The organism is Kitasatospora sp. MBT66 (assembly GCF_000710405.2).
Taxonomy (GTDB): Bacteria; Actinomycetota; Actinomycetes; order Streptomycetales; family Streptomycetaceae; genus Kitasatospora; species Kitasatospora purpeofusca.
Genome location: NZ_JAIY01000010.1, coordinates 25365 through 49353 on the forward strand (window position 1 = coordinate 25365; position 23989 = coordinate 49353).

Annotated in this window: 23 protein-coding genes and 1 pseudogene; 11 read left to right on the forward strand and 13 right to left on the reverse strand. The window is 69.7% G+C overall.

The window, feature by feature from the left end:
• The first annotated feature begins 1707 nt into the window (after positions 1-1707).
• The 3 genes and pseudogenes from BI06_RS53800 to BI06_RS52530 all read left to right on the forward strand — a co-directional run.
• Positions 1708-4452 (forward strand): RHS repeat-associated core domain-containing protein, encoded by a 2745-nt coding sequence (locus BI06_RS53800; protein ID WP_233290336.1) that lies wholly within the window; start codon positions 1708-1710, stop codon positions 4450-4452.
• A gap of 115 nt (positions 4453-4567) precedes the next feature.
• Positions 4568-5299 (forward strand): hypothetical protein, encoded by a 732-nt coding sequence (locus BI06_RS49655; protein ID WP_149030473.1) that lies wholly within the window; start codon positions 4568-4570, stop codon positions 5297-5299.
• 397 nt (positions 5300-5696) lie between these two features.
• A pseudogene (locus BI06_RS52530) lies at positions 5697-6338 on the forward strand (IS5 family transposase); the annotation flags it as partial.
• Here the strand turns inward: BI06_RS52530 and BI06_RS49660 are convergent.
• The 6 genes from BI06_RS49660 to BI06_RS24740 all read right to left on the reverse strand — a co-directional run bounded on the left by BI06_RS49660 (position 6252) and on the right by BI06_RS24740 (position 9463).
• Positions 6252-6857: a hypothetical protein gene (locus BI06_RS49660; protein ID WP_149030474.1), complete on the reverse strand. Its 606-nt coding sequence runs from the start codon at positions 6855-6857 to the stop codon at positions 6252-6254. The pseudogene BI06_RS52530 and the gene BI06_RS49660 sit on opposite strands and share 87 nt — an antisense overlap.
• 31 nt (positions 6858-6888) lie before the next feature.
• Positions 6889-7356 carry a hypothetical protein gene (locus BI06_RS24720; protein WP_043471755.1) on the reverse strand — a complete coding sequence of 156 codons (468 nt, stop codon included), beginning with the start codon at positions 7354-7356 and terminating at the stop codon, positions 6889-6891.
• 49 nt (positions 7357-7405) lie between these two features.
• A complete protein-coding gene (locus BI06_RS24725; protein WP_043471757.1) occupies positions 7406-8215 on the reverse strand; it encodes an alpha/beta fold hydrolase in 810 nt (269 codons plus the stop codon).
• Positions 8216-8277: 62 nt separating this feature from the next.
• Positions 8278-8577, reverse strand: coding sequence for a hypothetical protein (locus tag BI06_RS24730; protein WP_043471759.1), 300 nt, complete (start codon positions 8575-8577; stop codon positions 8278-8280).
• Entirely contained in the window at positions 8574-8999 is a 426-nt protein-coding gene (locus BI06_RS24735; RefSeq protein ID WP_043471762.1) for a hypothetical protein, read from the reverse strand. The genes BI06_RS24730 and BI06_RS24735 overlap by 4 nt, the downstream gene beginning before the upstream one ends.
• A gap of 20 nt (positions 9000-9019) precedes the next feature.
• Positions 9020-9463, reverse strand: coding sequence for an ATP-binding protein (locus BI06_RS24740; protein WP_082558668.1), 444 nt, complete (start codon positions 9461-9463; stop codon positions 9020-9022).
• A gap of 117 nt (positions 9464-9580) precedes the next feature.
• On the opposite strand from BI06_RS24740, the gene BI06_RS24745 reads away from it, so the two are divergent.
• Positions 9581-10501 (forward strand): helix-turn-helix transcriptional regulator, encoded by a 921-nt coding sequence (locus BI06_RS24745; protein ID WP_043471763.1) that lies wholly within the window; start codon positions 9581-9583, stop codon positions 10499-10501.
• Complete coding sequence (locus BI06_RS24750; RefSeq protein WP_043471764.1) at positions 10498-10731, forward strand: DUF397 domain-containing protein; 234 nt, start codon at positions 10498-10500, stop codon at positions 10729-10731. Before BI06_RS24745 ends, BI06_RS24750 begins: the two co-directional genes overlap by 4 nt.
• Positions 10732-10791: 60 nt before the next feature.
• Here BI06_RS24750 and BI06_RS24755 read toward each other — a convergent pair whose 3' ends face one another.
• Positions 10792-11340 carry an NIPSNAP family protein gene (locus tag BI06_RS24755; RefSeq protein ID WP_107113401.1) on the reverse strand — a complete coding sequence of 183 codons (549 nt, stop codon included), beginning with the start codon at positions 11338-11340 and terminating at the stop codon, positions 10792-10794.
• Positions 11337-11813: a hypothetical protein gene (locus BI06_RS24760; RefSeq protein ID WP_043471766.1), complete on the reverse strand. Its 477-nt coding sequence runs from the start codon at positions 11811-11813 to the stop codon at positions 11337-11339. The genes BI06_RS24755 and BI06_RS24760 overlap by 4 nt, the downstream gene beginning before the upstream one ends.
• Positions 11814-11877: 64 nt before the next feature.
• Here BI06_RS24760 and BI06_RS24765 point away from each other — a divergent pair, with 64 nt between their 5' ends.
• Positions 11878-12825 carry a YafY family protein gene (locus tag BI06_RS24765; protein WP_043471768.1) on the forward strand — a complete coding sequence of 316 codons (948 nt, stop codon included), beginning with the start codon at positions 11878-11880 and terminating at the stop codon, positions 12823-12825.
• A 42-nt stretch (positions 12826-12867) separates the two neighbouring features.
• On the opposite strand, the gene BI06_RS24770 is transcribed toward BI06_RS24765, so the two are convergent.
• Positions 12868-15780 (reverse strand): hypothetical protein, encoded by a 2913-nt coding sequence (locus BI06_RS24770; RefSeq protein WP_158516462.1) that lies wholly within the window; start codon positions 15778-15780, stop codon positions 12868-12870.
• A gap of 150 nt (positions 15781-15930) precedes the next feature.
• Entirely contained in the window at positions 15931-16398 is a 468-nt protein-coding gene (locus BI06_RS24775; RefSeq protein ID WP_043471772.1) for an SSI family serine proteinase inhibitor, read from the reverse strand.
• 191 nt (positions 16399-16589) lie between these two features.
• Between BI06_RS24775 and BI06_RS24780 the strand changes: the two genes are divergently transcribed.
• On the forward strand, positions 16590-16949 hold the full coding sequence (locus BI06_RS24780) for a hypothetical protein (protein ID WP_043471774.1): 360 nt from the start codon (positions 16590-16592) through the stop codon (positions 16947-16949).
• 349 nt (positions 16950-17298) lie between these two features.
• On the opposite strand, the gene BI06_RS24785 is transcribed toward BI06_RS24780, so the two are convergent.
• Together BI06_RS24785 and BI06_RS24790 are read right to left on the reverse strand one after the other, a co-directional pair.
• Complete coding sequence (locus tag BI06_RS24785) at positions 17299-17508, reverse strand: hypothetical protein (protein WP_043472964.1); 210 nt, start codon at positions 17506-17508, stop codon at positions 17299-17301.
• A 285-nt stretch (positions 17509-17793) separates the two neighbouring features.
• On the reverse strand, positions 17794-18471 hold the full coding sequence (locus tag BI06_RS24790; protein ID WP_043471776.1) for a TetR/AcrR family transcriptional regulator: 678 nt from the start codon (positions 18469-18471) through the stop codon (positions 17794-17796).
• A 54-nt stretch (positions 18472-18525) separates the two neighbouring features.
• Here BI06_RS24790 and BI06_RS24795 point away from each other — a divergent pair, with 54 nt between their 5' ends.
• Complete coding sequence (locus BI06_RS24795) at positions 18526-19572, forward strand: threonine/serine dehydratase (RefSeq protein ID WP_043471778.1); 1047 nt, start codon at positions 18526-18528, stop codon at positions 19570-19572.
• Between the two features lie 61 nt (positions 19573-19633).
• On the opposite strand, the gene BI06_RS24800 is transcribed toward BI06_RS24795, so the two are convergent.
• Positions 19634-20635, reverse strand: coding sequence for a helix-turn-helix transcriptional regulator (locus tag BI06_RS24800; protein ID WP_043471780.1), 1002 nt, complete (start codon positions 20633-20635; stop codon positions 19634-19636).
• Positions 20636-20690: 55 nt separating this feature from the next.
• Between BI06_RS24800 and BI06_RS24805 the strand changes: the two genes are divergently transcribed.
• The 3 genes from BI06_RS24805 (at position 20691) to BI06_RS24815 (ending at position 23926) form a co-directional block, all read left to right on the forward strand.
• On the forward strand, positions 20691-21980 hold the full coding sequence (locus tag BI06_RS24805) for an MFS transporter (protein WP_063795018.1): 1290 nt from the start codon (positions 20691-20693) through the stop codon (positions 21978-21980).
• 227 nt (positions 21981-22207) lie between these two features.
• A complete protein-coding gene (locus BI06_RS24810; RefSeq protein ID WP_043471782.1) occupies positions 22208-22669 on the forward strand; it encodes a hypothetical protein in 462 nt (153 codons plus the stop codon).
• A 141-nt stretch (positions 22670-22810) separates the two neighbouring features.
• On the forward strand, positions 22811-23926 hold the full coding sequence (locus tag BI06_RS24815; RefSeq protein ID WP_043471784.1) for a basic secretory protein-like protein: 1116 nt from the start codon (positions 22811-22813) through the stop codon (positions 23924-23926).
• The last annotated feature ends 63 nt before the right edge of the window (positions 23927-23989 follow it).

Genomic DNA, 23989 nt, shown 5'->3' on the forward strand with positions numbered 1-23989 from the left:
AGCATCGCTGCGCCGGTCGGACGTCTGATCACGGACACCGTGTATGACTCGCACGGCTGGGCGATCAAGACGACCGCCCCCTACTACGAAGCGAACAACTTCCCGAAGAGCTCGATTTTCCTGGTCCAGGACAGCCAGGTGCCGAGTGCGACCTGGAACACCTACGACGGCAACGGCCGGGTCGTCCGCTCGGAGTTCCGCTCCAACGCCAACCCCCAGTGGGCCAGCACCACGGCGTACCCCGGGGCCGACCGCACCGACGTCACGCCGCCGGCCGGGGCCACCCCCACCTCGGTCGTGACCGATGCCCGCGGGCGGACGGTCGCCGCCTGGCAGTACCGCACGCCGACCGCAACGGGCAACGCCTCCGACGCGGACGTCACCACGTTCGGCTTCACGGCCGGCGGCCTGTCCTCGCGGCGGACCGACAGCAGCGGTAACAACTGGACCTACGAGTACGACCTTCGCGGCCGCCAGGTGACCGCGTCCGACCCGGACACGGGTGTGACCCGGACGTATTACAACGCCGATTCGCAGATCGACCACACCACTGACGCCGTCGGCAACACCCTCGCCTACAGCTACGACCTCCTCGGCCGGAAGACCGGCATGTACACCGGGAGCGTCGCCGCGGCGAACCAGTTGGCCGGCTGGACGTACGACACCCTCGCCAAGGGTCAGCAGACTTCTTCCACCCGGTATGTGGGTGGTGCCGGCGGGGCTGCGTACACCAAGAGCGTCACCGGATACGACGTCGCCTACCGTGCCCTCGGCACCGCGGTCACCATCCCGAGGGTGGACGGCGTCGAAGCCGCATTGGCCGGGACGTACACCACCACCAGCTCGTACAGTCCCGTTCTCGGTGTGCTGGACGACTTCGGAATCTCCGCCGCAGGCGGCCTGCCTGCCGAGTCCGTCAGCTACAGCCGGACCATGACAGGCCTGCTCGGCTTCTCCAAGAGTCTCGGCAAGGATGTTGTGGCGAAGGTCCGCTACGACGCCTTGGCCAGGCCCTACCAGACCACGGTCGGTGAACCCGGCAAGCAGGTCGTCTCCACCCAGCAGTACGACTGGGCGACCGGCCGACTGATCAACAACTACATCGGCTCCAACGCCAGCACCGTGGATATCGGCGAAACCGGCTACACCTACACGTCGTCCGGTCGGATCACCTCGATCACCGATGTGCAGAACGCGAGGGCCCGCGACAACCAGTGCTTCACCTACGACCACCTCGGGCGCCTGACCCGGGCGTGGACAGATACTGCGGGCACTCACACCACCGCTGACTGGACCGATTCCTCGGGACAGACTCACGGCAGCGGCAGTTCCTCGACCGTGGCAGGCACCGGCGGCTGCGACAACGCCAACGGCCCTGCCACTACGGCGAACGGCTCCAACACCGTCGGTGGTCCCGCACCGTACTGGCAGGACTACAGCTACGACGCCAGCGGCAACCGGACCGCCTTCGTCCAGCACGGCTCTACCTCGCCCGCTCCGCTGGACCCGGCCCGGATCACCCAGGTCGCAAGCGCGGCGGACGGCGACCGGACGTGGTCCGTCGCCCTATCGAACGGCAGCCTCTGGCTCGGTTCACAAGCGGCCGACGGGTCCTGGTCGCAGTTCACCGACCTGATGGCCGAAGCCGGCTCCCTGCCGGCCGTCAGCTCGGTCGCCGTGGCAGTGAGCGACGGTCGCCCGCAGATCATGGCCGTCGCCGGTGGCAAGATCTGGCACACCGTCCGAGGTGACCAGGGATGGCAGAAGTGGGGCGACGTCTACGGCGCCGTCGGATCCCTCTCCCAACCCAGCCAGATCGCCCTGGCAGCCACCGCCTCGGGCCTCGAGGTCCTGACCTTCGCGGGCGGCAGGCTGTGGCACACCGTCCGCCGACCGGACGGAAACTGGCAGGTACAGGGCTGGGGCGACGTCTACGGCGCCGTCGGCACCCTGGGTTCGCCCACTCAGCTGGCGGCCGCTGCCACTTCCTCCGGCTTGGAAATCGCGGTGGGCGCGGGCGGCAGGCTGTGGCACACCGTCCGCCGACCGGACGGAAACTGGCAGGTACAGGGCTGGGGCGACGTCTACGGCGCAACCGGGGAACTGTCCGAGGCCCAGACCGGCCAGGGCCAGCTGGCGCTCGCCAACACCGACGACGGTCTCCAGGTCGTCGCTCTCGCCCAGGGCAGACCGCACCACGTCATCCGCAACAGTGCAGGTGACTGGTCAACTTGGGGAGATGTCACCGGCGCCGCCGGCCAGATCGATCCGCTCGGCAGCGTCAGTGCGGCCGGCCGGGGCGCCGACCTCAAGGTCATCGCCGCCGGCTCGGGCAAGGTCAACCTGACCGTTCGCAGCGGTGCCACCAGGTACTGGTCGTTCTGGTCAGCCGTCCCGGCCTTTTCCACGATCAACAGCAACACCACGCAGACCTTCGGAGCCGCCAGGAGCACCAACGCCCCCACCCAGGCGCCCAACACCGGCGGCGGAACCGGTGGGCCGCACGCCCTGCTGAACTCCACCACGGTCACGCCCAGCGGCACCAAGGCCATCAGCTACCAGTACGACGCCAAGGGCAACACCACCGCCATCACGGACACGGGCGGCACCACCAACCTGACCTGGAACGGTGAGGACAAGCTCAGCTCCGTCACCAGGACCGGCCAGGCCGGCGCCACCACCTACCTCTACGACGCCGACGGCAACCAGCTGATCCGCCGCAACCCCGGCAAGATCACGCTCAACCTCCCGACGGACGAGCTGACACTCGACACCGCCACCGGTGCCCTGAGCAACGTCCGCACCGTCGCTGCGGGCGGCGGCCTCACCTACACCCGCGTCACCGCCCCCATCGGCGGCGGCACGGTGGTCATCCAGGCCTCCGACCCTCACGGCACCAACAGCGTCCAAATCGCCATGGCCGGCGCCCAGTCGATCACCCGACGCCCCACCGACCCCTTCGGTAACCCCCGTGGCACCCAGCCCAACGCATCCGCCTGGGCCGGCACCAAGGGCTTCATCGGCGGCAGCAAGGACGACACCACCGGCTTCACCAACCTGGGAGCCCGCCAGTACGACCCGAGCACCGGCCGCTTCATCAGCCCGGACCCGATCCTCGACGCGACCAACCCGCAGCAGTGGAACGGCTACGCGTACAGCGAGAACGATCCGGTCAACCGCAGCGACCCGAGCGGTCTGGCAACGCCCGAGTGCGCCCTGTACGACTGCAGCGGGTCCGGCGGCACGATCACAATGAAAAACGCTGCTGAAACCACCGCGAAGTACAGGTCAGAGAACAGCCAGAAACGTTTCTACGAGGCGAACCTGTCAGCGACCCTGGGACCCGTCGCCCAGCGAAACTGGATCAGCGAGCAGGTCAGCAAGAACAACATATCGATGTTCGGCCCGGGAAATGGCGTAAAGAAGAAGACCTGGATCGACAAGGCTTCAGACCTCTCCGAGGGGCTGGGCATAGTCCCCGGAGTCAGTGTTGTCGGCGACTTCGGCTCCCTCGCAGCTGATGTCCTTCGAACAAGATGGGATGACGCCTTCTGGGACGGCGTCGGATTCATCCCTCTCGGCGGTGACTACGCTAAAGCGCAGCACCTCAAGAAAAAGGCCGAAGATGTAGCGAGCATCACCCCCCCGTGCAAACCACACAGTTTTCCGCCCGGCACCCTCATCCTAATGGCGGACGGAAGTACCCGCCCCATCGAGGATGTACAGCCTGGTGATGCCGTCACCTCGACCGACCCTCAAACCGGCGAGACGGCCTCCAGGCCAGTCACCGCAAAGATCATCACCCCGGACGACACCGAGTTCACCGAGCTGACCCTCGCGGAGGAAACCACACCGGCGACCATTACCTCTACCTCCCACCATCCCTACTGGGACGAAACTACCCAGCGCTGGACCCCAGCTGCGGAACTTCAGCCGGGCCACCTCCTTTCCACCCCCAACCACGCCCCCCTCGCCATCCTCGCCGCCCACACCTACACCGCTACCGCCCAGCGCGCGGACGACCTCACCGTCGACGATCTCCATACATACTATGTACTTGCCGGAGATACGCCGATACTAGTGCACAACGTCGGAGAATGCCCAATAGATGGGGTTCCGCACGGCGCAATTGGCGAAGCGGCTTCGCTTGATCGACTCCAGAAGGGTGGATATACAGATATCACCCCACAGGTCCGATTCATTAATAGCAATGGCGATGTTTTCATTGCAGACTTCGTCGCACGGACGCCAAATGGCAACTGGGTCGCAGTTGAGTCCAAAGTGGGTGGGGCAACGGTGACGGATCACCAATCCGTCGGATACCCAGAGCTGACTGGGCAAGGGGCAATTCTAAATACGAGCAAGCTTGAAAAATATGGCTTGAAGAAGGGCAGCACAGTGAGACTTCCACTGGAGATCGACCACTGGCAGTGCGGCGTCTGCAACCCATAATGAGAGATTGGCTCGGAGCACCTTGGCGCCCCGAGCCAATCGCCTGGGGCCTGCCTACTGCCAGATCGAGAGACTCCATTGCATAGGATTCGACTGATGCGGCAGAATAGGGGCCATGGACACCAGCAAGAGGGGGCATCCAGTGACACGCTTGGCCGAACAGTTGATCGAACTTGAGCACCCCAAGGATGTCATTCAGGCTGCCGGACAGTGGATGGCATATCGGCTGGAGCGGGACAGTTTTCGGTGGCTAAAGAGTCGAACCAGCTTGGAACGCCGCCTCGATGGACGACTTGAGCGAATTCAATTTGAAGGCAGCCGTTGGAACAAGTCTGGAAAGCTGATCGAGTTCAGTATTGTGGAGCTGGAAGTATTTGACGAAGGACTCGAGGCATGGCGGCGGTCCAATCCGAACCTAACAGTCGAGCGTCCTGAATCTGTCGAGGGAATTGTCTGCGCCACCAGCTTTCTTGACATCTCGCAGGAAGCCAGGGCGATTGTCACTCATCCTTCCCATAGGATTGCGGCCATCGATAGGCTATGCGAGCATGCACGAGAGGTCGCATTGCCATGGTTCAGCTCCTCCGGAGATCCCGAAAATTTGGCTAGTGCGACACCGGAAGCTCTCCTCCGGCCGACTGCCTTTGGGCAAGATCTGCTAGAGTTCCTTGTTAGTCGAGGACTTTACAGGGAAGCGCGAACCCTGATCCAGAGATTCTATTCTATCGGCGATGAATATCGCGATGCAATCTCCGAAGGGCGCAATCTCGCTATTAATGGAGGGCGTCCGATATGGCATTCTCCACTGGCTCTGGGCTGGAGCAGCGAAGTCCTCGGACTACTCTGAACTGCGAGCTACTTTAGGGTCCTGAAACTTCATTCAGCGGCAATCTGGAGGTCTCGCCAAAATTCCCGATCCGGCGAGACCTCCAGGAAATTTCGAAGCCCAAACAAGGCGCCAATGCTATTCTGCAGGACTCCATCTCGGAGGATCATGATAAAAAAAAATTTCATCCATCGCTATGCCCTCTCGCATTCGAGCAGCCTCCAACTCCATGAAATTGAAAAGGCAACGCCTCCCTTGGGGGAGATCGGCAAGGCAAGCCAATCGACCCACCATGACTTACTGATCTTTCATAATGAGATCGGTTCAAGTGCTTAGCGGCCAAGGGCTTCAGAGGGCAGAGTTCTACAGGCGCTGGATCATCTTGTGTCTGATGACCTGTGGGGCCGGGTAGCACCATTGCTTCCGCGGAACTAGACCGAAGGCCGGTGTGTGGCCGCGCGCCTCCACGAGGTCCTACTCGCCGAGCTGCGGATGGCAGGCCTGCTGGAGATGGACGACGCCGCGATCGACGGCTCGCACGTCAGGGCACTCAAAGGGGGGCACACACCGGACCTTCACCCGTCGACCGGGGGCGGCCGGGCCGCAAGCACCACCTAATCGTCGACCAGCACTGAACCCCGCTCGCTGTAACGCTGACCGGCGGCAACCGCAACGACGTCGCCCAACTGCTGCCCCTGCTCGCGAAGATCCCCGCCGTAGCCTGCCGCGTCGGCCAGCCACGGCGCAGACCGGACCTCCTGCTCGCCGACCGGGGCCACGACCACGACAAGTGCTGACGCCTGGTATAGAAGCAGGGCATCAAGCCGGTGATCGCCCGACGCGGAGTGCCCCGTGGATCTGAACTCGGCGTCCACCGCTGGACCGTCGAGGACACGATCGCCTGGCTCCACGGCTTCGGCCGCCTTCGCATCCGCTGGGACGGCGCGACGACATCCACGAAGGCTTCCTCGGATCACTCACAGGCACGTCCAACGCCTTTGTTAGGACTTTTTATCGTGGCGACTGTGGTCTTCAGCATCTCGGACGAAGTCGCTGCTAGCATCCTGCTGGTGACTTGAACTTCGATCAGGTATTGGCCGAACCGTAGCCACGCGTACCAGCGGTTGCACTCGCCCCCGCCGAAGTGGGCGCAGAAGAAGTGTTGCTCGTCCGCTCCCGCGACGCCGGACCCGTCGAGTCGTTCGACCTCTCCGTACCGGGCGTAGCGCCTGTCCGGCGAGCCGGCACGGAAGACGAGCCAGGCCCAGGTGGGAGAGTCGAACTCCATGACCGTCTGGATGAAGGTGCCGGTCAGGGGGTCCGCACTGTCCTGCACGAACATGCGTTCCACGCGCCTGTCCAGCCCGCGCATGTAGGGCGCACCGGGGTCCTCGTCCGGCTTCCGCTCCCAGGTCGCCGCCATCGGCGGGGACTGGAGCAGCAGGCTCTCGCCGACGTCGCTCGCTCGCCATTGTGTGGCGAGGGGAAGGTTCCAGATCGACAGGCCCAGCAGGACGATCAGCAGCGACCCGATGGCGGCGATCCGACCTCGGCGGGATTGCGGCACAGTCGATTTCATGTCGGATCCATCGAGGAGGAGTTCGGGACGGTCAGCCTCGGCCGGGCGGGGCCTTTCGCAGCAGGTCTCCACCGGTGCAGGTCTGGTCCTCGTCCTCGACCAGACAGAGGTTGATGCCGGTGGAGTCCTTGGCGATGGTTGCCAGCACGGAGCAGGCGAGCGTCTCAGCCCTGTTGGTGGGGAGCAGGTCGAGGGTCGAGCCCTGTGGGTCGCTCGTTCGGGCCACATTGGTGGTGTCGGCCAGCAGGAGCCACTTCCCGCTGGAGAGGGCTTGGGCGCATCCGTCCTGTACCGGGACGGCCTTTGTGAGGTTCTCCGCGCGGAAGGTGCCTCCCCGGTCGATCACGAGGTGGGTGCCCTTCGGGTTGCTCCAGGTCCCGATGATGTCGTTCTGGGAGGCTTCGAAGGACGAGCCTCCGGCCGAACAGCCGCTCGCCAGCAGTGCCGAGATCGCGAGTGCGCATGAAGAACGTACGGACAGGACAGAGCGCGCCGCCATGCTTCCCCCTCCGGTCGGCCTGGTGAAGCAGCCTATCCGGGTGGGGTGTTCAGTTCAGGGCGTGGGGGAGGGTGGTGCGGATCCAGCGTTCGGGTTCGGAGAGGTGGGGGGTGTGGCCGGCGTGGGGGTAGACGTGGCGTTCGGGTTTGGGGAGGGAGAGGTCGATCAGGTCGAGGATCTCGCCGTACATGGGGGCGCTGTCGTCGCTCTGGGTGAGGAGGACGCGCTCGGTGAAGCGGTTGAGGGCGGTGAGGTCGAGGTCGAGGGCGTCCGGGTCGCGGAGTTCGTCGAGGTAGGTCGGGGCGTTGCGGATGTAGGTGTGACGGACCGGGGCGGGGAGTTGGTCCCAGGCGCCCGGGCCGAAGGCGATGGTGTTGGTGTAGAGCTCGGCCGCGGCCGCTGATTCGGCCTGTTCGAGGAGTTCGCGGACCGCCGAGATGCGTTCGGCGAAGGCGACGCCGAGGGGGCGGAGTTCCGGGTCGGCGAGAAGGGTGCCGGTCGCGGGCGGTTCGTGGACGGTCACGCCGCGCAGCAGGTCGGGGCGGGCGGCGGCGAGGCGGAGGGCGATCAGGCCGCCGTAGGAGTCGCCGCAGACGTAGGCGGGCGCGAGGCCGAGTCCGACGATCAGGCCGGCGAGGTCGGCCGCGTCCTCGTACACGGAACCCTGGGTGAGCAGGTCCTCGCTGCGGCTGTGCCCGCGGCGGTCGTAGGAGACGACGGTGGTCTCCTCGGCGAGCCCCGGGAGTACCCGCACCCAGCTGTCGGCGTCCGTCCAGGAACCGTGCACCAGCACCACTCCCGGCCCGGCGCCCCGGGTCTCGTAGTACAGCGACACGCCGTTCACCCTGATCTCGGCCATCGAAAGCCTCCCGACCTCGGTCGTGCACCCTCCAGCCTGACACAGAAGGGGAGGGAGGGGGATCAGATCAGGGGCGGGAAGAGGCCGCGGTCCCAGTGGCCGAGCCAGGAGGCGGTCACGGAGGGGAGCGGCAGGTCGGCCGTCGACTCGTCGTACGGGAGGACGGCGGTCGGTGCGATCCACCCCTCCCCCGGGTCGATGCGCAGCCGGAGGGCGTGCACGGGCCTGCGGAGGGTGACGTAGAGGCGCAGGTCGGCCGTGGTCGGGGTGTGGGTCGCGTAGTCGGCGTGGACGGTGCGGCAGACGGATTTGATGTCCGTGGTGGCGAGGAGGAGGTGCCGGCTCCCCGGACCGAGGTTCACGCAGAGGCGTCGGCGGGCCGTCTCGCGGGAGGGGTACGGGAGGGGCTGGTGGTTGTCGACGTGCAGGCCGAGACGGAGGCCGGTGTCGGGGGGGTGTGGGTGGACGGGAGCCCCGCCGGGTCGGTGGTTTCACCCAGGGTGATCGGGAAAGCGTCGCCGAGCATCTCGACGAGGGCGGTGGCGGTCGGGACGTCGAAGACGGTGTCGGGCAGACGGAAGAGTTCGACGAGACCGCTGTCCCGGGTGAAGATGCTCGGCGCGAACCGCTCCGGGTAGCCGTCCGGCAGTGGTTCCCAGACCTCGTCCGGGACGACGACGGTGGTCTCGTACCCCGGTCGGAGGGTGAAGCGGCGGACGCCGGAGATCTCGCAGCGCGCGTGCAGGCGGGCGGGGTCCTGGAAGGCGATGGCGGCGGGGTGCATGGGGTCGGGTCCTTCGGAGTTCAACCAGCGAGCGGTGGTGGGGTGGCGGCGGGGTCGAGCAGCATCCGGACCCAGACCCGCTTTCCGGCCCCCTTGCGGGTGACGACCCCGAAGTCGAAGGCGAGTTGGCGGACCAGGTCGATGCCGCGCCCGCATTCACTGAAGCGGCGCGGTGTGCGGGAGTGCAGCGGCAGGTCGTGCCGGGGGTCCCAGACTTCGAGCCGGCAGTCGCCGTCGAACTCCTGGAGGTGGAGCCGGACTTCACCGTGTCCGGCGCAGGCGTGGACGACGGCGTTGGTGACCAGTTCGGAGGCGATGAGGACGAGGTCGTCGACCCGTTCGCCCGACCACCCCCAGGAGGTCAGTTGGTCGCGGATACCGCGACGGGCGGCGCGCACCGAGGTGCTGTGATCGGCGAGTTGGGCCTCCCAGGTGCGGAAGGCAGGCATACCCGGAGTGGACATGGAGGAGCCCCTTCAGGAGCGTGTCCGGTCGGTCACGTTGAGTGTGGGGCAACCTGAATCGAATTTGCAACCCGAACTAGGAAAGCTAAAAATAAATTAGTTGATCATGAGTCCGGCTTGAGCCTTGCCGCCCTCATGGACAGACTGGTTGCGAACGCCTACAGGGAGGGACAGCTCTTGTCCATGGACAGGTCCACGCTCCGGAGGATCCGGCTCGGGGAGGAGTTGCGCGCCTGGCGAGTGGAGAACAACAAGACCCAGATCGACATGACGAGGGGTCTGAAGGGCTGGAACCCTGGTCGCTTGAGCAGAGTCGAGCACGGGAAGGTCCCTGTCGACGCAGCCGATCTCAATCGGCTACTCGATCACTGCGGCATCACCGGCACGGACCGCGCTGAGATCGAGGACCTCATTGGCGACGGGCCGGACCGGAACTGGTGGCAGGACCATGAGTTCGCCGAGACGATCAGCGCCGCGTTCGGCGAGTTCCTCGGCCTCGAAGCTGCGGCCACACACATGCTCGACTACTACCACTCCGCCTTCCCGGGACTCCTGCAGACGCCGGACTACGCGCGCGAGATGATCTCTGCAGGTCTCGACGGCCTGAGTGAAGATCAGAACGAAGCTGCAGCCGAGATCCGGATACTGCGCCAACGTCGCCTCACTGATGAGCCCAGGCTCGACCTGGAGGTCTACTTCGGCGAGGTCGCGCTCCTGGTAGCCGGCGATGAGGAGATCCTCGCCGAGCAGATCCGCCACGTCCTCAAGGTCTCCGAATATCCCAATGTGACGGTACGGATGGTGCCGTTGAGCGCAGGGAGACCCGGCATCCTCGTCTCAGGACTCACGCTTCTGCGGTTCCCCGATGAGCCGGATGGCGGCTTTGTCTTCACCGAGGCTGTCGGCGGTATGCTCCCGCGTAGATCGGGACGAGATGTTCGACGAGCCGAGCGGGCTTTCAGCCGCTTGAAGCGGTTCGCCCTGTCGCCTGCCGACACCATCAGTGCCCTTGAACGCAAGTTGGAAGAGATCACGTGAGCGAGAAGCACGACCCCTACGACCACAATCCCGCTGAGGCGGCCTGGTCCAAGTCCCCCTTCTCCGGGGAGAGCAACGGCAACTGTGTGATCGTCGCCCGCTTCCCCAACGGCGATGTCTGGCTCGGTGACGACAAGAACCCCGAGCGGCCGCACCTCGCGTTCGACCGCGCCGAGTGGACCGCCTTCGTCAAGGCGATCGAGGCGCAGGCTCCGGACTTCACGGTCTGACGGAACAACAAACGGCGGAGTGGGAAGTCGGATCCACCGACTTCCCGCTCCGCCGTCGTGTCATACCCTCGCCAGGCGCAGCCGCTCCGACGGCCACGGGGGAGGCTCCGCAGGGCCGTTGAACCACACCCGGACGTCCTCGCCCGCGCGGACGGGGAGGGCCGGGAAGTCGTTCGGCGCGTGCTCGGTGCGGTGGAGGGCGTGGGACGGGTCCAGGTGCTGAGCGGCGTACGCGTCGAAGGTGGCCGCGTCCTGGGGGTGGCAGACGGAGACGGCCACGTCCGCGTCCACGGCGGCGAAGCCCGGGCCGCGCAGCAGGAATACGTCGTCGCTGTCGAGCATCGTCGCGTTCGCCGCATCGCGGTGCCGACGCCACACCGGGCCGCCGTAGAACGCCTCCAGGGAGCGCCGACGGCCCGCCATGTCGGGGAAGGACCGCATCCAGACGAAGCGGTCCGGGTCGTCCAGGTCGCGGAACCGGCCGCCCACCGCGATCCCGACCGCCTCCTGCCCGGTCACGAACTCGCGCTCGAACAGCTCGATCAGGGTGTCCCGCGCTCCCGGGTGCAGGGTGTAACGGCGGAGTTCGACGATGCGCGAGACGCTCACAGGCTGCCCACCGCCGGTCCGGTGCGGGTGAAGTCCATGACCCAGTTGAGCTCCCACGTCACTCCCCCGTCCGTCGAGAACTCCTGCTCCCAGCGCGCCGCGTCCGGGCCGAGCCGGTGCCAGGTGAAGTGCACCCGGATCGGCCGCCCCTCGTACGCGTCCTCGCCGTAGAAGTCGCCCCGGTCCCCGGCGAAGCCGCCGACCACGGGCGGGTCGAGCCGGCCGGTCCGGCTGCTGGACCAATAGATCGACCACTGCCCGGCCTCCCGGTCGAACAAGCGCAGGGTCACTCCCTGGCGGCCGCCGAGGGTGGGGAAAGTGATCTCGTCGATGTTGCCGGCGCCCCCGAACAGCGGCCGGACCACCGACCGCCCCGGGAACTCCTCCCACACCTCGGAGCCGGGGGTCAGCGGTGCGGCGAGACGGCGGTTGGCCACGTCCCAGGAGCCGTGGAGGAAGTCGAAATCGTTCATGCGCCGCAGGTTATGGACACTCCACTGACATCCTCTGTCAGTGAAGTCGCGGATACTCGACGCCATGCGCGCGAGCCGACTCGTCACCCTGCTGCTCCTGCTCCAGAACCGGGGCCGGATGACCGCCCGGCAGCTCGCCGAGGAGCTGGAGGTCTCCGTCCGGACCGTCTACCGGGACGTCGAGGCCCTCGCCGCCGCCGGGATCCCGCTCTACGGGGACGCCGGGCACGCCGGCGGCTACCGGCTGCTCGACGGCTACCGGACCCGCCTCACCGGGCTCACCGGCGACGAGGCGCAGGCCGCCTTCCTCGCCGCGCTGCCCGAGGCCGCCGCCCAACTCGGGCTCGGGGAGGCCCTCGCGACCGCCCGGCTGAAGCTGGACGCGGCGCTCCCCGCCGCCCTGCGGGAGCACGCCGGACGGATCCGGCAGCGCTTCCTGCTCGACGCGCCCGGCTGGTACGGCGACGCCGACCGCGCGCCGCACCCGCACCTCGGGGCCGTCGCCACCGCTGTCTGGGAGCGGCGGGCGGTGCTGCTGCGCTACCGGCGTTGGCGGGCGCCGGAGGAGATCGAGCGGCGGGTCGAGCCGTACGGGCTGGTGCTGAAGGCCGGGCGCTGGTACCTGGTCGCGGGCGGGGCGTCCGGGCTGCGGACGTACCGCGTCGACCAGATCCTCGGGCTGCGACTCCTGGAGGAGGAAGCCGGCACCGCGCCGCCCGCCGGGTTCGACCTCGGCGCCCACTGGCGCGCGTATGTGGCCGACTTCCGGGCCCGCTTGCACACCGGCGAGGCACTCGTCCGGGTGACGTCGGAGGGCGCGCGGCGTCTCGGCCTCACACGTTCGGGTGGTGATGAGTGGACGGAGGCCCGGGTGCCGATCGAGTCGGTCGAGCACGCGCACGGGGAGTTCCTCCGCCTGGGCGCGGACGTCGAGGTGCTGGCACCGGCGGCGCTGCGGGAACGCATCGCCGCCACCGTACGAAAGCTGGCTGCCCGCTACGACGCGTCGTAGCGGGCAGCCAGAGTCAGCCATTGCCGGGGCTCTCGCCGGAGGTCACCCCTCGGTGATCTCCAGCGTGAGCGGTCCACCCGGGACGAGCTGCCCGCCCGGGGTGCCGTAGCCGGTGGTCAGCCAGCTGGCGTCGCTGACCTCGAAACCGACGGTGTAGGTGCCCACCGCGATCCCGTACGGGACGGGGACGAAAAGCATGGCCTTCCCGTCCGGGCCAACGGTCGTGCCACTGAAATTCCGACCCACGACCTTGCCCGTGCTGTCGTACAGGTAGCACCAGTACCCGTTGACCGGGGCGACGGGAGCGACCACCTGCGCGTACACCACGAAGGAACGGTTGAGCGCCTGGCTCTGCGGGATGCTGGTGACGTTCAGCGCCGCCGAAGTCACCGTCGGCGGCGTGGTGTTCCCGACGCCCCGGACCTGCACGCCGATGCCCGGTGCGGAGAAGTCCGAACCGTAGAGGGCCACGTTCCCGGCGCCGTCCGTTACAGCCGCCCCGGTGAGGGCACAGCCGGACGGCGAACCGTTGTTGGACTGGCCGAGCGCGGCCGGGACCGAGTAGCTGCCGTCCGGCTCCCGGGTCGGGATCGTCGACGAGGCACCGCACGGGCCGGTCCAGAACAACTGGATCGAACGGACGCCCCCATGTGCGCCCCACACGTTCATCGACACCTTGAACGCGGCGGGCCCCGTCCAGGTGTTGAGCTCGTTCGGCGTCGCGGTGAACCCGCCGGCCTGGACGGTCCCGTTGGACGTGACGGTGATCAGCGGGGCGTTGAGCCCGCGGAAGGACTTGGACTGGCCCGCGTTGTTGGTGAGCGTCACCGCGGAGACGCTCCACGTCCCGGCCGGTGCCGTGGAGGGAATCAGTACCAGGACGTAGCAGGTCGGGTAGGTGGCGTCGTGCTGGCAGGTCGAGTAGAGCTGCCCGTTGTAGGTGGAATTCTCGAACGACCCGGTGAGCATGGCACCGCCGGGTCCGGCCAGCTGCAGCGTGCCCTTCCAGAAGCCCGACTGCTGCTCCTGGATGCCGAGGTCGTAGCGCACGTAGGCGTTGTCGCCCGTGAACACGTAGGCGGGGCGCCCGGTGTAGACGGTCGACACGGTCGGCTGGAGCGCCGTCGTCGTCGAGACCTGCGAGGTCGCGGTGAGGACGTTCCCGAAGCCGCCCAGGGCGGATCCGGCCAGCACCTGGCGCTGCTGGGTCTGGATCTCGTGGACCGTCACCAGCGAGACCGCCCACTTCGCGGTGGCGGCGCCCGCGTAGCGCGGCACGGCGAAGCGGTACGAGTAGGTGGCGCTCGCCGCGTTGCCGGAGACGAAGTCGGCCCCGTAGCCGCTGCTTCCCTGGAGGAAGGGGACCACGCGCCTCTGGCCGACGTAGGTGTCCGGCGCGTCGCCCTGCTGGCGGATGACGATCGTGCCGCCGTTCTGGCGAGCGTCCGGGTCGGAGGCGGTCACGGTCCAGGTGACGGTGACCGCGGCCGTCCCGGTGGAGGCGTCGACGGTCGGCTGGGAGAAGCTCAGGGCGGACAGGCCCAGCCGGTCGCCCGCGCTGAAGTAGCCGAAGACGTCCGCGACCACGTCGGTGGAGCCGACGTGGTTGTAGAACGCCACCTTGCCGTCCGCGCCGACCGGCACCGTGACCAGGTTCGGCACCGTCTGACCGGCCGAAAAGTTCAGGTTGGACGCGGAGGGAACGTTCCTTCCGCTCGGGTAGACGGAGACGAAGCTCTCAGCGGTCGGCTCGGTGACCGTGACGTTGAGAACGACGGCGGTGACGCTCCGGGACGGGACCTCCGAGACGCCCGCGACCTGCAGCCCGATGCTGGCGTTGTCGCCCACCTGGGCCTTCACGCCGCCGGTGCCGATGCCCTCACGGGTGTCCAGCAACCGCTTCGGCGTCCCCAGCGTCCGGAACACGCCGCCGGTCCGGGGCTCGCCGGAGACGTAGTAGCCGGCGAGGTCGGCGACGACGTCGATGGAGCCGACGTGGTTGTAGAACGCGACCTTGCCGTCCGGGCCGACCGGCACGGTGACCAGGTTCGGCACCGTCTGACCGGCCGAGAAGTTCAGGTTCGAGGCCGAGGGGACGGCGTTGCCGTTCGGGTAGACCGTCAGGAAGCTCTCGGCGGTCGGCCCGGTCACCGTGACGTTGAGGACCACCGCGGAGACGTTCCGGGCCGGCACGCCCGCGACGCCCGAGACCTGCAGTCCGATGCTCGCGTTGTCGCCCACCTGGGCCTTCACGCCGCCGGTGCCGGTGCCGTCACGGGTGTCCAGCAGACGGGTCGGGCCGTTGGCGACGAAGGTCGACGCGGCCTTGTCGAGGGTGAAGTAGCCGGCGAGGTCGGCGATGACGTCGGTGGTACCGACGTGGTTGAAGAAGGCCACCCGGCCGTCGGAGCCGACCGGGACGGTGACCTGGTTGGGCACGGTCTGGCCGGGCGAGAAGTTCAGGTTGGAGGTGGTGGGGCGGACCCCGCCGGGCGCGTAGACCGCCAGGTAGCTGTCACCGGTCGGATTGGTGACGGTGACGTTGAGGACCACCGCGGTCGGCCTGACCGAGGGGTTGCCGGACACGTCGGAGACGTCCAGGATCAACGGGCTCTGGCCCACGGGCCGGACGTCGCCGCCGGTGCCGGTGCCGTCGCGGGTGTCCAGCAGCCGGGTCGGGCCGCTGGGGACGAAGGCTCCGGCGAGGTCCTGCTGGTCGGGGAGCGCGCCGCCGGCCAGCTTGGCCGTGGTCTCTCCCGGTGCGGCCGGGGCGGCCGGGGCCGCTGCTGCGGCCGCCGGAGCCGTCGCCGGAGCCGTCGCCGGAGCCGTCGCGGGGCCGGCGGCCACGGCCGCCGTCGCCAGGCCCGGGAACAGCGTCAGACCGGCCACCACGGCGAGAACCGCCCAGCGGCCCGACCTCACGCCGGGTCCGGAGCCCCGTCGTCTCGTGAACATGCTTCCCCCATCTCGTCGAACCCCCGTCCCGGGCGGCAGGGATCTCGCACGCCTCAACGGGGACGAGACATTGAAGCAGAACGATCACTCGGTTCGCGCACGGGTATTCGAGTGACCCCGGACGCCCGGGGGCGGCCGGGGTCAGGGAGTTCAGAAGTCGAAGACCGCGCCCGTGGTGCGGAGCAGGACGCAGTGGTTGCCGTAGGTGTGCCGGAAGGAGACCGGGTGCCCCCGGTAGGTGCCGGAGGCGGTGGCGGTGTAGGGGTCGTACTGGTCGGTGCAGACACCTGGGTCGACGTCGAGCCGGTTGAGGTCCCCGTTCACGGAGTCGACCAGACGGCAGGCGGTAGCCGGGTCGGGGTGGGTGGTGGCGGTGCCGCCGTAGGGCGGGCATTCGAGGGTGACGGTGCGGGGCGTTCCGCTGGAGGGGGTCTCACCGTGGGCGACGGTGAGGCGCAGGCTCGTACCCAGGGCGCTCATACCCGGGGCGCTCGTCCCAGGGGCGAGGACGGTGGTGGGTGAGGGGGTGGCGGCGCTGCCGAGGGGGCCGGTGGCGCTAGCGAGGCCGGTGGTGAGCAGCGTGGTCGCGAGGAGGGCGAGGGCGCGGGTCGTCTTCACGCCCGGCGCAACGAGGCCCCGGTAGCGGCGTCACGGCCGACCGCCGTACCGGAGTGGGAAGTCGGTGACGCCGACTTCCGGCGCGAAGCAGGGAGGGGAAGGGAGGGGGAAAGGAGGGGGAAGGGAAGCGGGATGACGCGGCCTGGGATGCTCTCCCCCGACCGTCGATCGCATCGGAGTGGGGGAACGGCATGGACGTCGGGGAGTACCTGAGGGAACGTGACGAGCGGGCGTGGCGGCGCGCCGAGCGTTCGCGGGGGTGGGGAGTGCACGCGCTGGGGCTGCTGGCGCTGGCCGCCTGGTTGTGGGCGATCGGGATGGCCTTCGTCCCGGCCTCGCACGAGTACCGGAACGGCACGACGGTGCACTGCGGTTCGCCGGTGTTCTACGACGCCTTCGACGACTCTCGGGCCACCGGTAACTGCGGCGGCGTCGCGGGCAACCGGATGCGCGGCGCCGTCGGCCTCGGCCTGGTGTCGCTGCCGCTCTCGGTGGGCTGGCTCTGGCGGACGATCGTCGTCCGGGTCGAGCGCGTCGAGGGCAACCGCTGAGGCCGTGCTCCGGGGCACGGCACGCGACGTCTCACCGGGGCGACTGGTGGAACGGAACGCGCGGCGGACGGCGATGGCGACGGCGCTCAGCAACTCACGGACGGCCGACGGAAGCAGGCGGCGCAGCAGCTCGGCGCCCGCAACCCGGCGGGAGAGGTGGTCGACCACGGGACCTCATTTCCAGGGCCGCCCCACCGGCAGCCCGACGTCCCACAGCCTGCCCCTCCTCCACCCCCGTCCGCCTGTACCGATCGGCACATTTCCGCCTCGCCCGACGCACTGGTGCCCCCTGCCGATCGGCAGGGGGCACCAGTGAAAACCGAATGCGCCGCGAACCACGGCCACGCACCTACCCCGCGTCACCGCCGCCGAGGGTCTCGGAACCATTGTTGCCCTTCCGGCTCTGGGCCTTCTGGTAGCTCCGCACCGCCCGACCCGCACCGACGGTGGCCGCCGCCACGGCGCGCGTCCACCGGGGACCACCGCGGTCGGCCCACACCACGCAGACACAGCCCCCGACGACGAGTGCCAGTACGCCGATCAGCACCGCACCGATCATGTCGCCCACCCTTGGTTCTCGTTCTCGTACAGTTCTTCGTTCTCGTACGGTTCGAAGGATATTCCCAGGTCCGACGCCGATTAGGCACTCCGGCACGCAGATAGGGCAGGTCGGGCAGACCGCGCGGAGCACCCTCGTCGACGGCGGGGGGGCGGACCGGCGCTCGGAATGCCTGCGCGCGCCGGATCGGACAGGCTGCTCCGCACCAGGACCGGTGACGGAAAGGCCCATGGGGAAGAACACCACTGCCCTTCCGGGCACCGGGCACCGGTCAGCCGTCAGCCGTCAGCCGTCAGCCGTCAGCCGCCAGCCGCCGGACGCGGCCGGCGAGGGCATGGCGGCCCGGATCAGCTGGCGCAGCGCCCCGTAGTACACCTCGTGGTCGGTCACGACAGGCACGATCTCGGCAAGCCGGCCGCTCAGCACGGGATAGGTGTCCGGGTCGAGCGCGGCCAGCGCGGTGCGGGTCGCGGCCCGGGTCGCGGCGGGGTCGCGGTGGTCGACGAAGCTCGCGCTGCCGAGGGTGAGCAGGTACATCCGCCGGTACGCGGTGATCGCCTCCTCCGCGGTCATCCCGGCCGCCATGCTGTCGGCGAGCTGCGGTTCCACCAGCCGGGCCAGCAGGTTCCGGCCCAGCCAGGGGCGGCTGCCGCGCAGGGCTACGAGCCCGGGGTGGGCGGTCAGCAGCCGGTACAGCGCGGTGAACCGGGTCTCGGTGGCGTCGGCCCAGGCGGTGCCGGGCGCGATCTCCGGCAGCCGTTCGGCGAGGTGGTCGGTGACCAGGTCGAGCAGGCCCGCCAAATCGGTGCAGCGGCGCTGGAGCGAGGCCACCGAGATGTCCAGGTGGGCCGCGAGCGTCCGGAAGCTGAGGGCGGACGGGCCCTGACCGTCGACGACGGACAGGGCGGCGACCGCGATGCGTTCGGGCGTGGCGCGGTCGAGGGAGGCGGATTGCCGGGGCATGCGGCACAGCGTACGGTACGCCGTACCGGAACGCGGATCCCTGGAGGCGGCACCATGCGACACCAGCTCGGCTACGACGACATCAAGGCGGCGGCGGAGCGGATCGCCGGCCACGTCCGGCCGGTGGCGGTCGCGCCCGCCGAGGGCCTCGGGGACACCGGGGGTTCTGGGCGCACCGAGGGCGCCGAGCTGTGGCTTGCCCTGGAGTACCTCCAGCACACCGGGTCGTTCAAGGCGCGCGGCGCGCAGAACTTCCTCCGGGCCCACCGGGAGGCCGGGACCCTGCCGGACGCGGGCGTCACCATCGCCTCCGGCGGCAACGCCGGGCTGGCGTGCGCGTGGGCCGCGCTCCGTCAGGGGGTGCGGGCGACCGTGTTCCTGCCGGCCAACGCTCCGCAGGTGAAGATCGCCCGGCTGCGCTCGTACGGGGCGGACGTCCGGCTGGTCGGCACCGAGTACGCCGAGGCGCTGGCGGCCTGCGAGGAGTTCGCCGCGAGCAGCGGCGCGCTGGCGAGCCACGCCTACGACCATCCGCTGATCGCGGCGGGCGCGGGCACCCTGATGGAGGAGATCCACGCGCGGGTGCCCGGCCTGGACACCGTGCTGGTCGCGGTCGGTGGCGGCGGGCTGTTCGCGGGTGTGGCCACGGCCGCCCGGCAGCACGGGATCCGCGCGGTGGCGGTCGAGCCGGAGCACTCGCGGGCGCTGCACGCCGCCCTCGCGGCGGGCCGGCCGGTGGACGTCACGGTGGACTCGGTCGCCGGCGACTCGCTCGGCGCCCGCCGGGCGACCGCCCTGGCTGTGGACGCCGCCCGGCCGGAGGGAGACGTCACCGGCGCCCGTTCGGTGCTCGTGCCGGACGAGGCGATCGTCCGGGCCCGCCGGGAACTCTGGGAGGACCGCCGGATCCTGGTCGAGCACGGCGCCGCCACCGCCTTCGCCGCCCTGCTCACCGACGACGGGACCGTCGGCGCTGTCGGCACCGACAGCGCCGACGGCACCTACGGCTACCGCCCCGCCGACGGCGAGAAGGTCTGCGTCATCCTGTGCGGCGCCAACACCGACCCGGCCACGCTCTCGACCTCGCCCGCCCCGCACTGAACCGGTAGGTCGGCGGGGCGGCCACCCGGCCACCCCGCCGACCTACCGCCCCACCGACCGCCTACTCCCCCGCCCCACCAGCCAGCCGGTCCCCCAACGCCGTCCGCCGGTAGAGCACCTGCCGCCCGTCCCGGGTCCGGGCGACCAGGCCGTTGGCGTGCAGCACCCGCAGGTGCTGCGAGACGGCACTCGGCGTGACCCGCAGCCGCCGCGCGAGTTCGACGGTGGCCAGCGGCTCGCCCAACATGGTCAGCAGCCTCGCCTTGGCCGCCCCGACCAGCGCGGTGAGCGCCGGGGCCTCGACGACGGGCGGGCGGGACCAGAGGGTCGCCACACCCCGGCAGGGATACGCCAGCGTGGGCGCGCCGTCCGGACTGAGCGGCGGCGCCGGCTTGTGGGCGAACACGGACGGCAGGAGCAGCAACCCCCGCCCGGAGGCGAGGACATGGTGCCGGCCGATCATGTCGCCGATGTGCAGGACGCCCCGGTGCCAGCGCAGCGAGGGGTGCATGTCGGCGAACAGCAGGCGGGCGCCGCCGAGGGCGAGCCGGCGGGCGCGGTAGGTCATGTCGGCCTCCAGCAGCAGCCGCATCCCCGGCCACTCCGGGCGCAGCGCGATCTCCCAGTAACGCCGCAGGAGTTCGCACAGCGCGTCGCGCAGGCGGCGGACGGCCGCGTCGCCGGCGCGGTCGAGCGCGGTGCGCAGGGGTTCGGGCGGCGGATCGGGGAGGTGGGTCTCCAGCAGGTCCCGCCGGACCAGCGCGGGGGCGGTGCGGCGGACGACGGCCAACTCCTCCTCGAAGGTCGGCGCGAAGGCCTCCGGACGGGGGGTGAGGAAGTCCGGCACGGTCCGCCGTGAGGCGACCAGGGAGAGCAGCAACCCGCTGTCGAAGCCGTCGAGTTCGCCGAGGGACCGGAGTACGGACCGCCGCCAGGGCAGGTGCACCGCCGACAGGCCCGGTTCGCGCAGGACCCGCAGGCTGAGCACGGTCTCGTTCAGCGGCGAGAGGGCGAAACGGGTGTCCGCGAGGTCCTCGACGCCCAGCTCGAAGGTGATGACCATGAAGCGCCACGCTACATCGGTTGGCAACGGCGCGCCGCCGGGCCAACCTCCGGGTATGACTCGCCGCCTGCTCCTGCTGCTCACCGTCACCTGCGCCGTCGGCGTGGGCACGATCTACTTCCCACAGGCGATCACTCCCCTGATCGCCTCCGGCCTGGACACTTCCGAGAGTTCCGCCGCACTGGCGGTGACGTTCACTCAGATCGGTTACTCCATCGGCATCTTCCTCATCGTGCCGCTGGGCGACCGAATACCCAACCGCCGACTGCTGACCACCCTGCTCGGGCTCACCGGACTCGAACTGCTCGCGGCCGGCTGCGCACCCACCCTGCCCGTACTGCTGGCGGCGAGCGTCGCCGTCGGGACCACCACGGTCGCCGCCCAGGTGGTGTCGCCGATGGCGGCCGGACTGGTGCCCGTCGACCGGCGCGGGGCGGTGATGGGCACCCTGCTGAGCGGGGCCACGGGCGGCATGCTGCTGGCGCGGACGTTCAGCGGCACGCTCGGCGAGTATCTGGGCTGGCGCGCGCCGTACTTGGCGGCGGGGGTGCTGACGCTGGCACTCGCGGCCGTCCTGACCCGCACACTGCCGGACGTCACCGCCGTCGCCCCGGCCGTCCGGCCGTCGTACGGGTCGCTGCTGGTCGAGCCGCTCCGACTGCTGCGCGACGAACCGGAGTTGCGCCGCTCGGGCTTCTACCAGGCGATGGTCTTCGGCGGGTTCTGCGCCGTCTGGACCTGCCTGCCGCTGCTGCTCACCGGGCCCGAGTACGGGTTCGGGGCGCAGACGGTCGGGCTGATCGCGCTGGTCGGGGCGGCGACGATGGTCTGCACGCCGATCGCCGGACGAGTGGTGGACCGCCGGGGCGCCGATCCCGTGAATCTGGCCGGACTGCTGGGCGCCCTCGCCTCGGCGGCGGTCCTGGCGGCCGGGGGCGGGGGCGGCGCGGCGGGACTGGCCGTCCTGGTGGCCGGCACGCTGCTGCTGGACGTCTCGATGCAGTCCGGCATGATCGCCAACAAGACCCGGGTGTACGAGCTCCGGGCCGATGCCCGCAGCCGGCTCAACACCGCCTACATGACCTTCGGTTACCTCGGCGGCAGCGTCGGCTCCTGGCTCGGACTGCGCGCCCACGCCCTGGCGGGCTGGGCGGGCGTCTGCACGCTCCTCGCACTGCTCTGCACCCTCGCCCTGACCCGCCACTTCTTCGAGGCGCGCCGCCGCCGTACCGTCCCGCCGACGGTCCGGGACCACCTGCCGGAGCGGCCGCGCGACGGCGGACCGAAGCGGCTCGAACAGCACGACGGACAACGCAGCGGGCGCAAGCGCGAGCCCGCCCCGTAGCGGACGCCCCGCAGCGAACGATCCGGCGCGAACTATCCGGAGCGCACGGTTCTCCTGTCGTTCACGCGACCGGCCCGTTAAAGTCGCGTTCATGACAATCACTCCGGGGTGACCTTCCTCACGGAGGCCCCGCTAGCATTCGCCCGAAAACCGAAAACCACAGACCGCAGACCGCAGACCGCAGACCAGCCGCGCACACCCCACCCACCCCCGACCGGAGGTCGCCCGTGGCCCGCCTCTACGTCCGCAACGGCATCAACCCCGACGACCCGGACGCGCCCGTGGTGGCGCTGCTCGTCGACCCGGACGGCCCGCCCGGCGAGCGCGCCGTCGCCAAGCTGAGCTGGTACGGACACGAGGGGGACGGCGCGTTCTTCCTCCTCCCCACCGACGGCTGGGCGGAGCACGCCCTGGACGGGGACCGCCTGACCGTCGCGGTGGCCGCGTACCCGTTCACGCTGGAGCAGATCGGCGCGGACCCGGCGGCGTTCCCGGAGCGCTCGCCCGCCGTGCCCGAGGCGGCCCTGGTGCTGCACGCGGAGGCCGCGGTCGACCCGGCACTGTACGCCCGGGCCGGTGCCGCGACGGCCGTGTTCAACGCCCGCCCGGGGCTCGCCCTGGAGCAGGTGCTCGCCGGGGAGGACGCCTGGCCGGTCGTCCTCGCCCCGCCCCCGCCCACCGAGGACTGAGCGCGGGGGCCGTCGGACCAGTGGTGCGGCGGCCCCTGTCGACGCCCTCGTAGACGGGCCGTCAACCCGCTGTGTGCGGCGGCGCGGTGACATGACGGGAGGCCGGATCCACCGGGGATCCGGCCGAGAGGGGAACCCGACATGATCAACCGTCGTACGGCCGCAGCCGCGGTCCTGGTCGCCGTGACCGCGGTGTCAGGGACGGTCCTGGGGGCCGGGACCGCGAGCGCGAGCACAACCGACCTGCCGCTGCCGGTCAGCGGCGCCGAGTACCGCGTCTCCAGCAAGGCGGGCGGCGCCCTCCAGTGGGACAGCCGCGACAACGGGTCCAATGTGGTGGTCCGGGACCCGAACGAGGCGTCCGCCCAACAGGTCTGGACGATCAGGGACGAGGGCGCGGGCACCTGGTCGGTCAAGGTGCCGGGCACCAACAACGCGATCGACCGCGACGTGAACCGGAACACCGTCGGCGCCTGGAACTACGTGGCCGCGGACAACCAGCGGTGGAGCCTGCACAACACCTCGCTGGGCGACGGCCGGGGCTGGCTGCTGCGCAACGTCTCGGACCCGCGCCTCTGCCTCGCCCGCGGCGCCGACCTGAACACGAAGGTGGCCGCCTGCAACACCGGTGACCCGGCACAGAACTGGAACCTCGACCGGCCCGGCGGCACCACCCCGCCCACCCCCGGCCGCCCGGTCATCGACCTGGACTACTCGCGGGCCCCGGACCTCGGCCCGTGGCTGGAGCAGCAGAAGCAGACCGTCGCGGACTACTACTCGACGATCTCCAACCTGGTCACCAAGGGCGCGTGGACCCCCGCCCCGCGGTTCCGGATCGTCCTCGACCCGCAGATCACCGACCACCCCGCCGATGCGCGACCCGGCGCCGTGCCCGAGATCCACGCGAGCGTCGACTACACCCGCAACAACCGGAACGACACCGGCTTCCTGCTGCACGAGGCCGCGCACGTGGCGTTCTTCGGGCACCCGGGTCGCCCGTGGTGGCTGGAGGAGGGGCTGGCGGACTGGGTGCGCTACTACAACTTCCAGCCCGGCACCGTGCATCCGCTCGCCCCGGGCGACCGGTACGACAGCGGCTACAGCGCCACCGCCCGGTTCATCGACTACGTCGCGAAGACCTACCGGCGGCCCGACCTGCCGTACCTGCTGAACACCAGGGACTACGGCTCCGGCCAGATCTGGGTCCAGGTCACCGGCAGGAGCGCCGACCAGCTCTGGAACGAGATGCCCAAGTAGACCGACGCCGCCCCGGCCCGTCGACGGGACAGCTGTCCACCGTCGACGGGCCGGGGCTCGCTC

Bases quoted from the DNA above. Each gene is read 5' to 3' on its own strand.
- BI06_RS53800 (WP_233290336.1), top strand. From the start codon at position 1,708: ATGGCCGTCGCCGGTGGCAAGATCTGGCACACCGTCCGAGGTGACCAG.
- BI06_RS49655 (WP_149030473.1), top strand. From the start codon at position 4,568: ATGGACACCAGCAAGAGGGGGCATCCAGTGACACGCTTGGCCGAACAG.
- BI06_RS49660 (WP_149030474.1), bottom strand. From the start codon at position 6,857: ATGAAATCGACTGTGCCGCAATCCCGCCGAGGTCGGATCGCCGCCATC.
- BI06_RS24720 (WP_043471755.1), bottom strand. From the start codon at position 7,356: ATGGCGGCGCGCTCTGTCCTGTCCGTACGTTCTTCATGCGCACTCGCG.
- BI06_RS24725 (WP_043471757.1), bottom strand. From the start codon at position 8,215: ATGGCCGAGATCAGGGTGAACGGCGTGTCGCTGTACTACGAGACCCGG.
- BI06_RS24735 (WP_043471762.1), bottom strand. From the start codon at position 8,999: ATGCACCCCGCCGCCATCGCCTTCCAGGACCCCGCCCGCCTGCACGCG.
- BI06_RS24740 (WP_082558668.1), bottom strand. From the start codon at position 9,463: ATGTCCACTCCGGGTATGCCTGCCTTCCGCACCTGGGAGGCCCAACTC.
- BI06_RS24760 (WP_043471766.1), bottom strand. From the start codon at position 11,813: ATGAACGATTTCGACTTCCTCCACGGCTCCTGGGACGTGGCCAACCGC.
- BI06_RS24765 (WP_043471768.1), top strand. From the start codon at position 11,878: ATGCGCGCGAGCCGACTCGTCACCCTGCTGCTCCTGCTCCAGAACCGG.
- BI06_RS24770 (WP_158516462.1), bottom strand. From the start codon at position 15,780: ATGTTCACGAGACGACGGGGCTCCGGACCCGGCGTGAGGTCGGGCCGC.
- BI06_RS24780 (WP_043471774.1), top strand. From the start codon at position 16,590: ATGGACGTCGGGGAGTACCTGAGGGAACGTGACGAGCGGGCGTGGCGG.
- BI06_RS24785 (WP_043472964.1), bottom strand. From the start codon at position 17,508: ATGATCGGTGCGGTGCTGATCGGCGTACTGGCACTCGTCGTCGGGGGC.
- BI06_RS24790 (WP_043471776.1), bottom strand. From the start codon at position 18,471: ATGCCCCGGCAATCCGCCTCCCTCGACCGCGCCACGCCCGAACGCATC.
- BI06_RS24795 (WP_043471778.1), top strand. From the start codon at position 18,526: ATGCGACACCAGCTCGGCTACGACGACATCAAGGCGGCGGCGGAGCGG.
- BI06_RS24800 (WP_043471780.1), bottom strand. From the start codon at position 20,635: ATGGTCATCACCTTCGAGCTGGGCGTCGAGGACCTCGCGGACACCCGT.
- BI06_RS24805 (WP_063795018.1), top strand. From the start codon at position 20,691: ATGACTCGCCGCCTGCTCCTGCTGCTCACCGTCACCTGCGCCGTCGGC.
- BI06_RS24815 (WP_043471784.1), top strand. From the start codon at position 22,811: ATGATCAACCGTCGTACGGCCGCAGCCGCGGTCCTGGTCGCCGTGACC.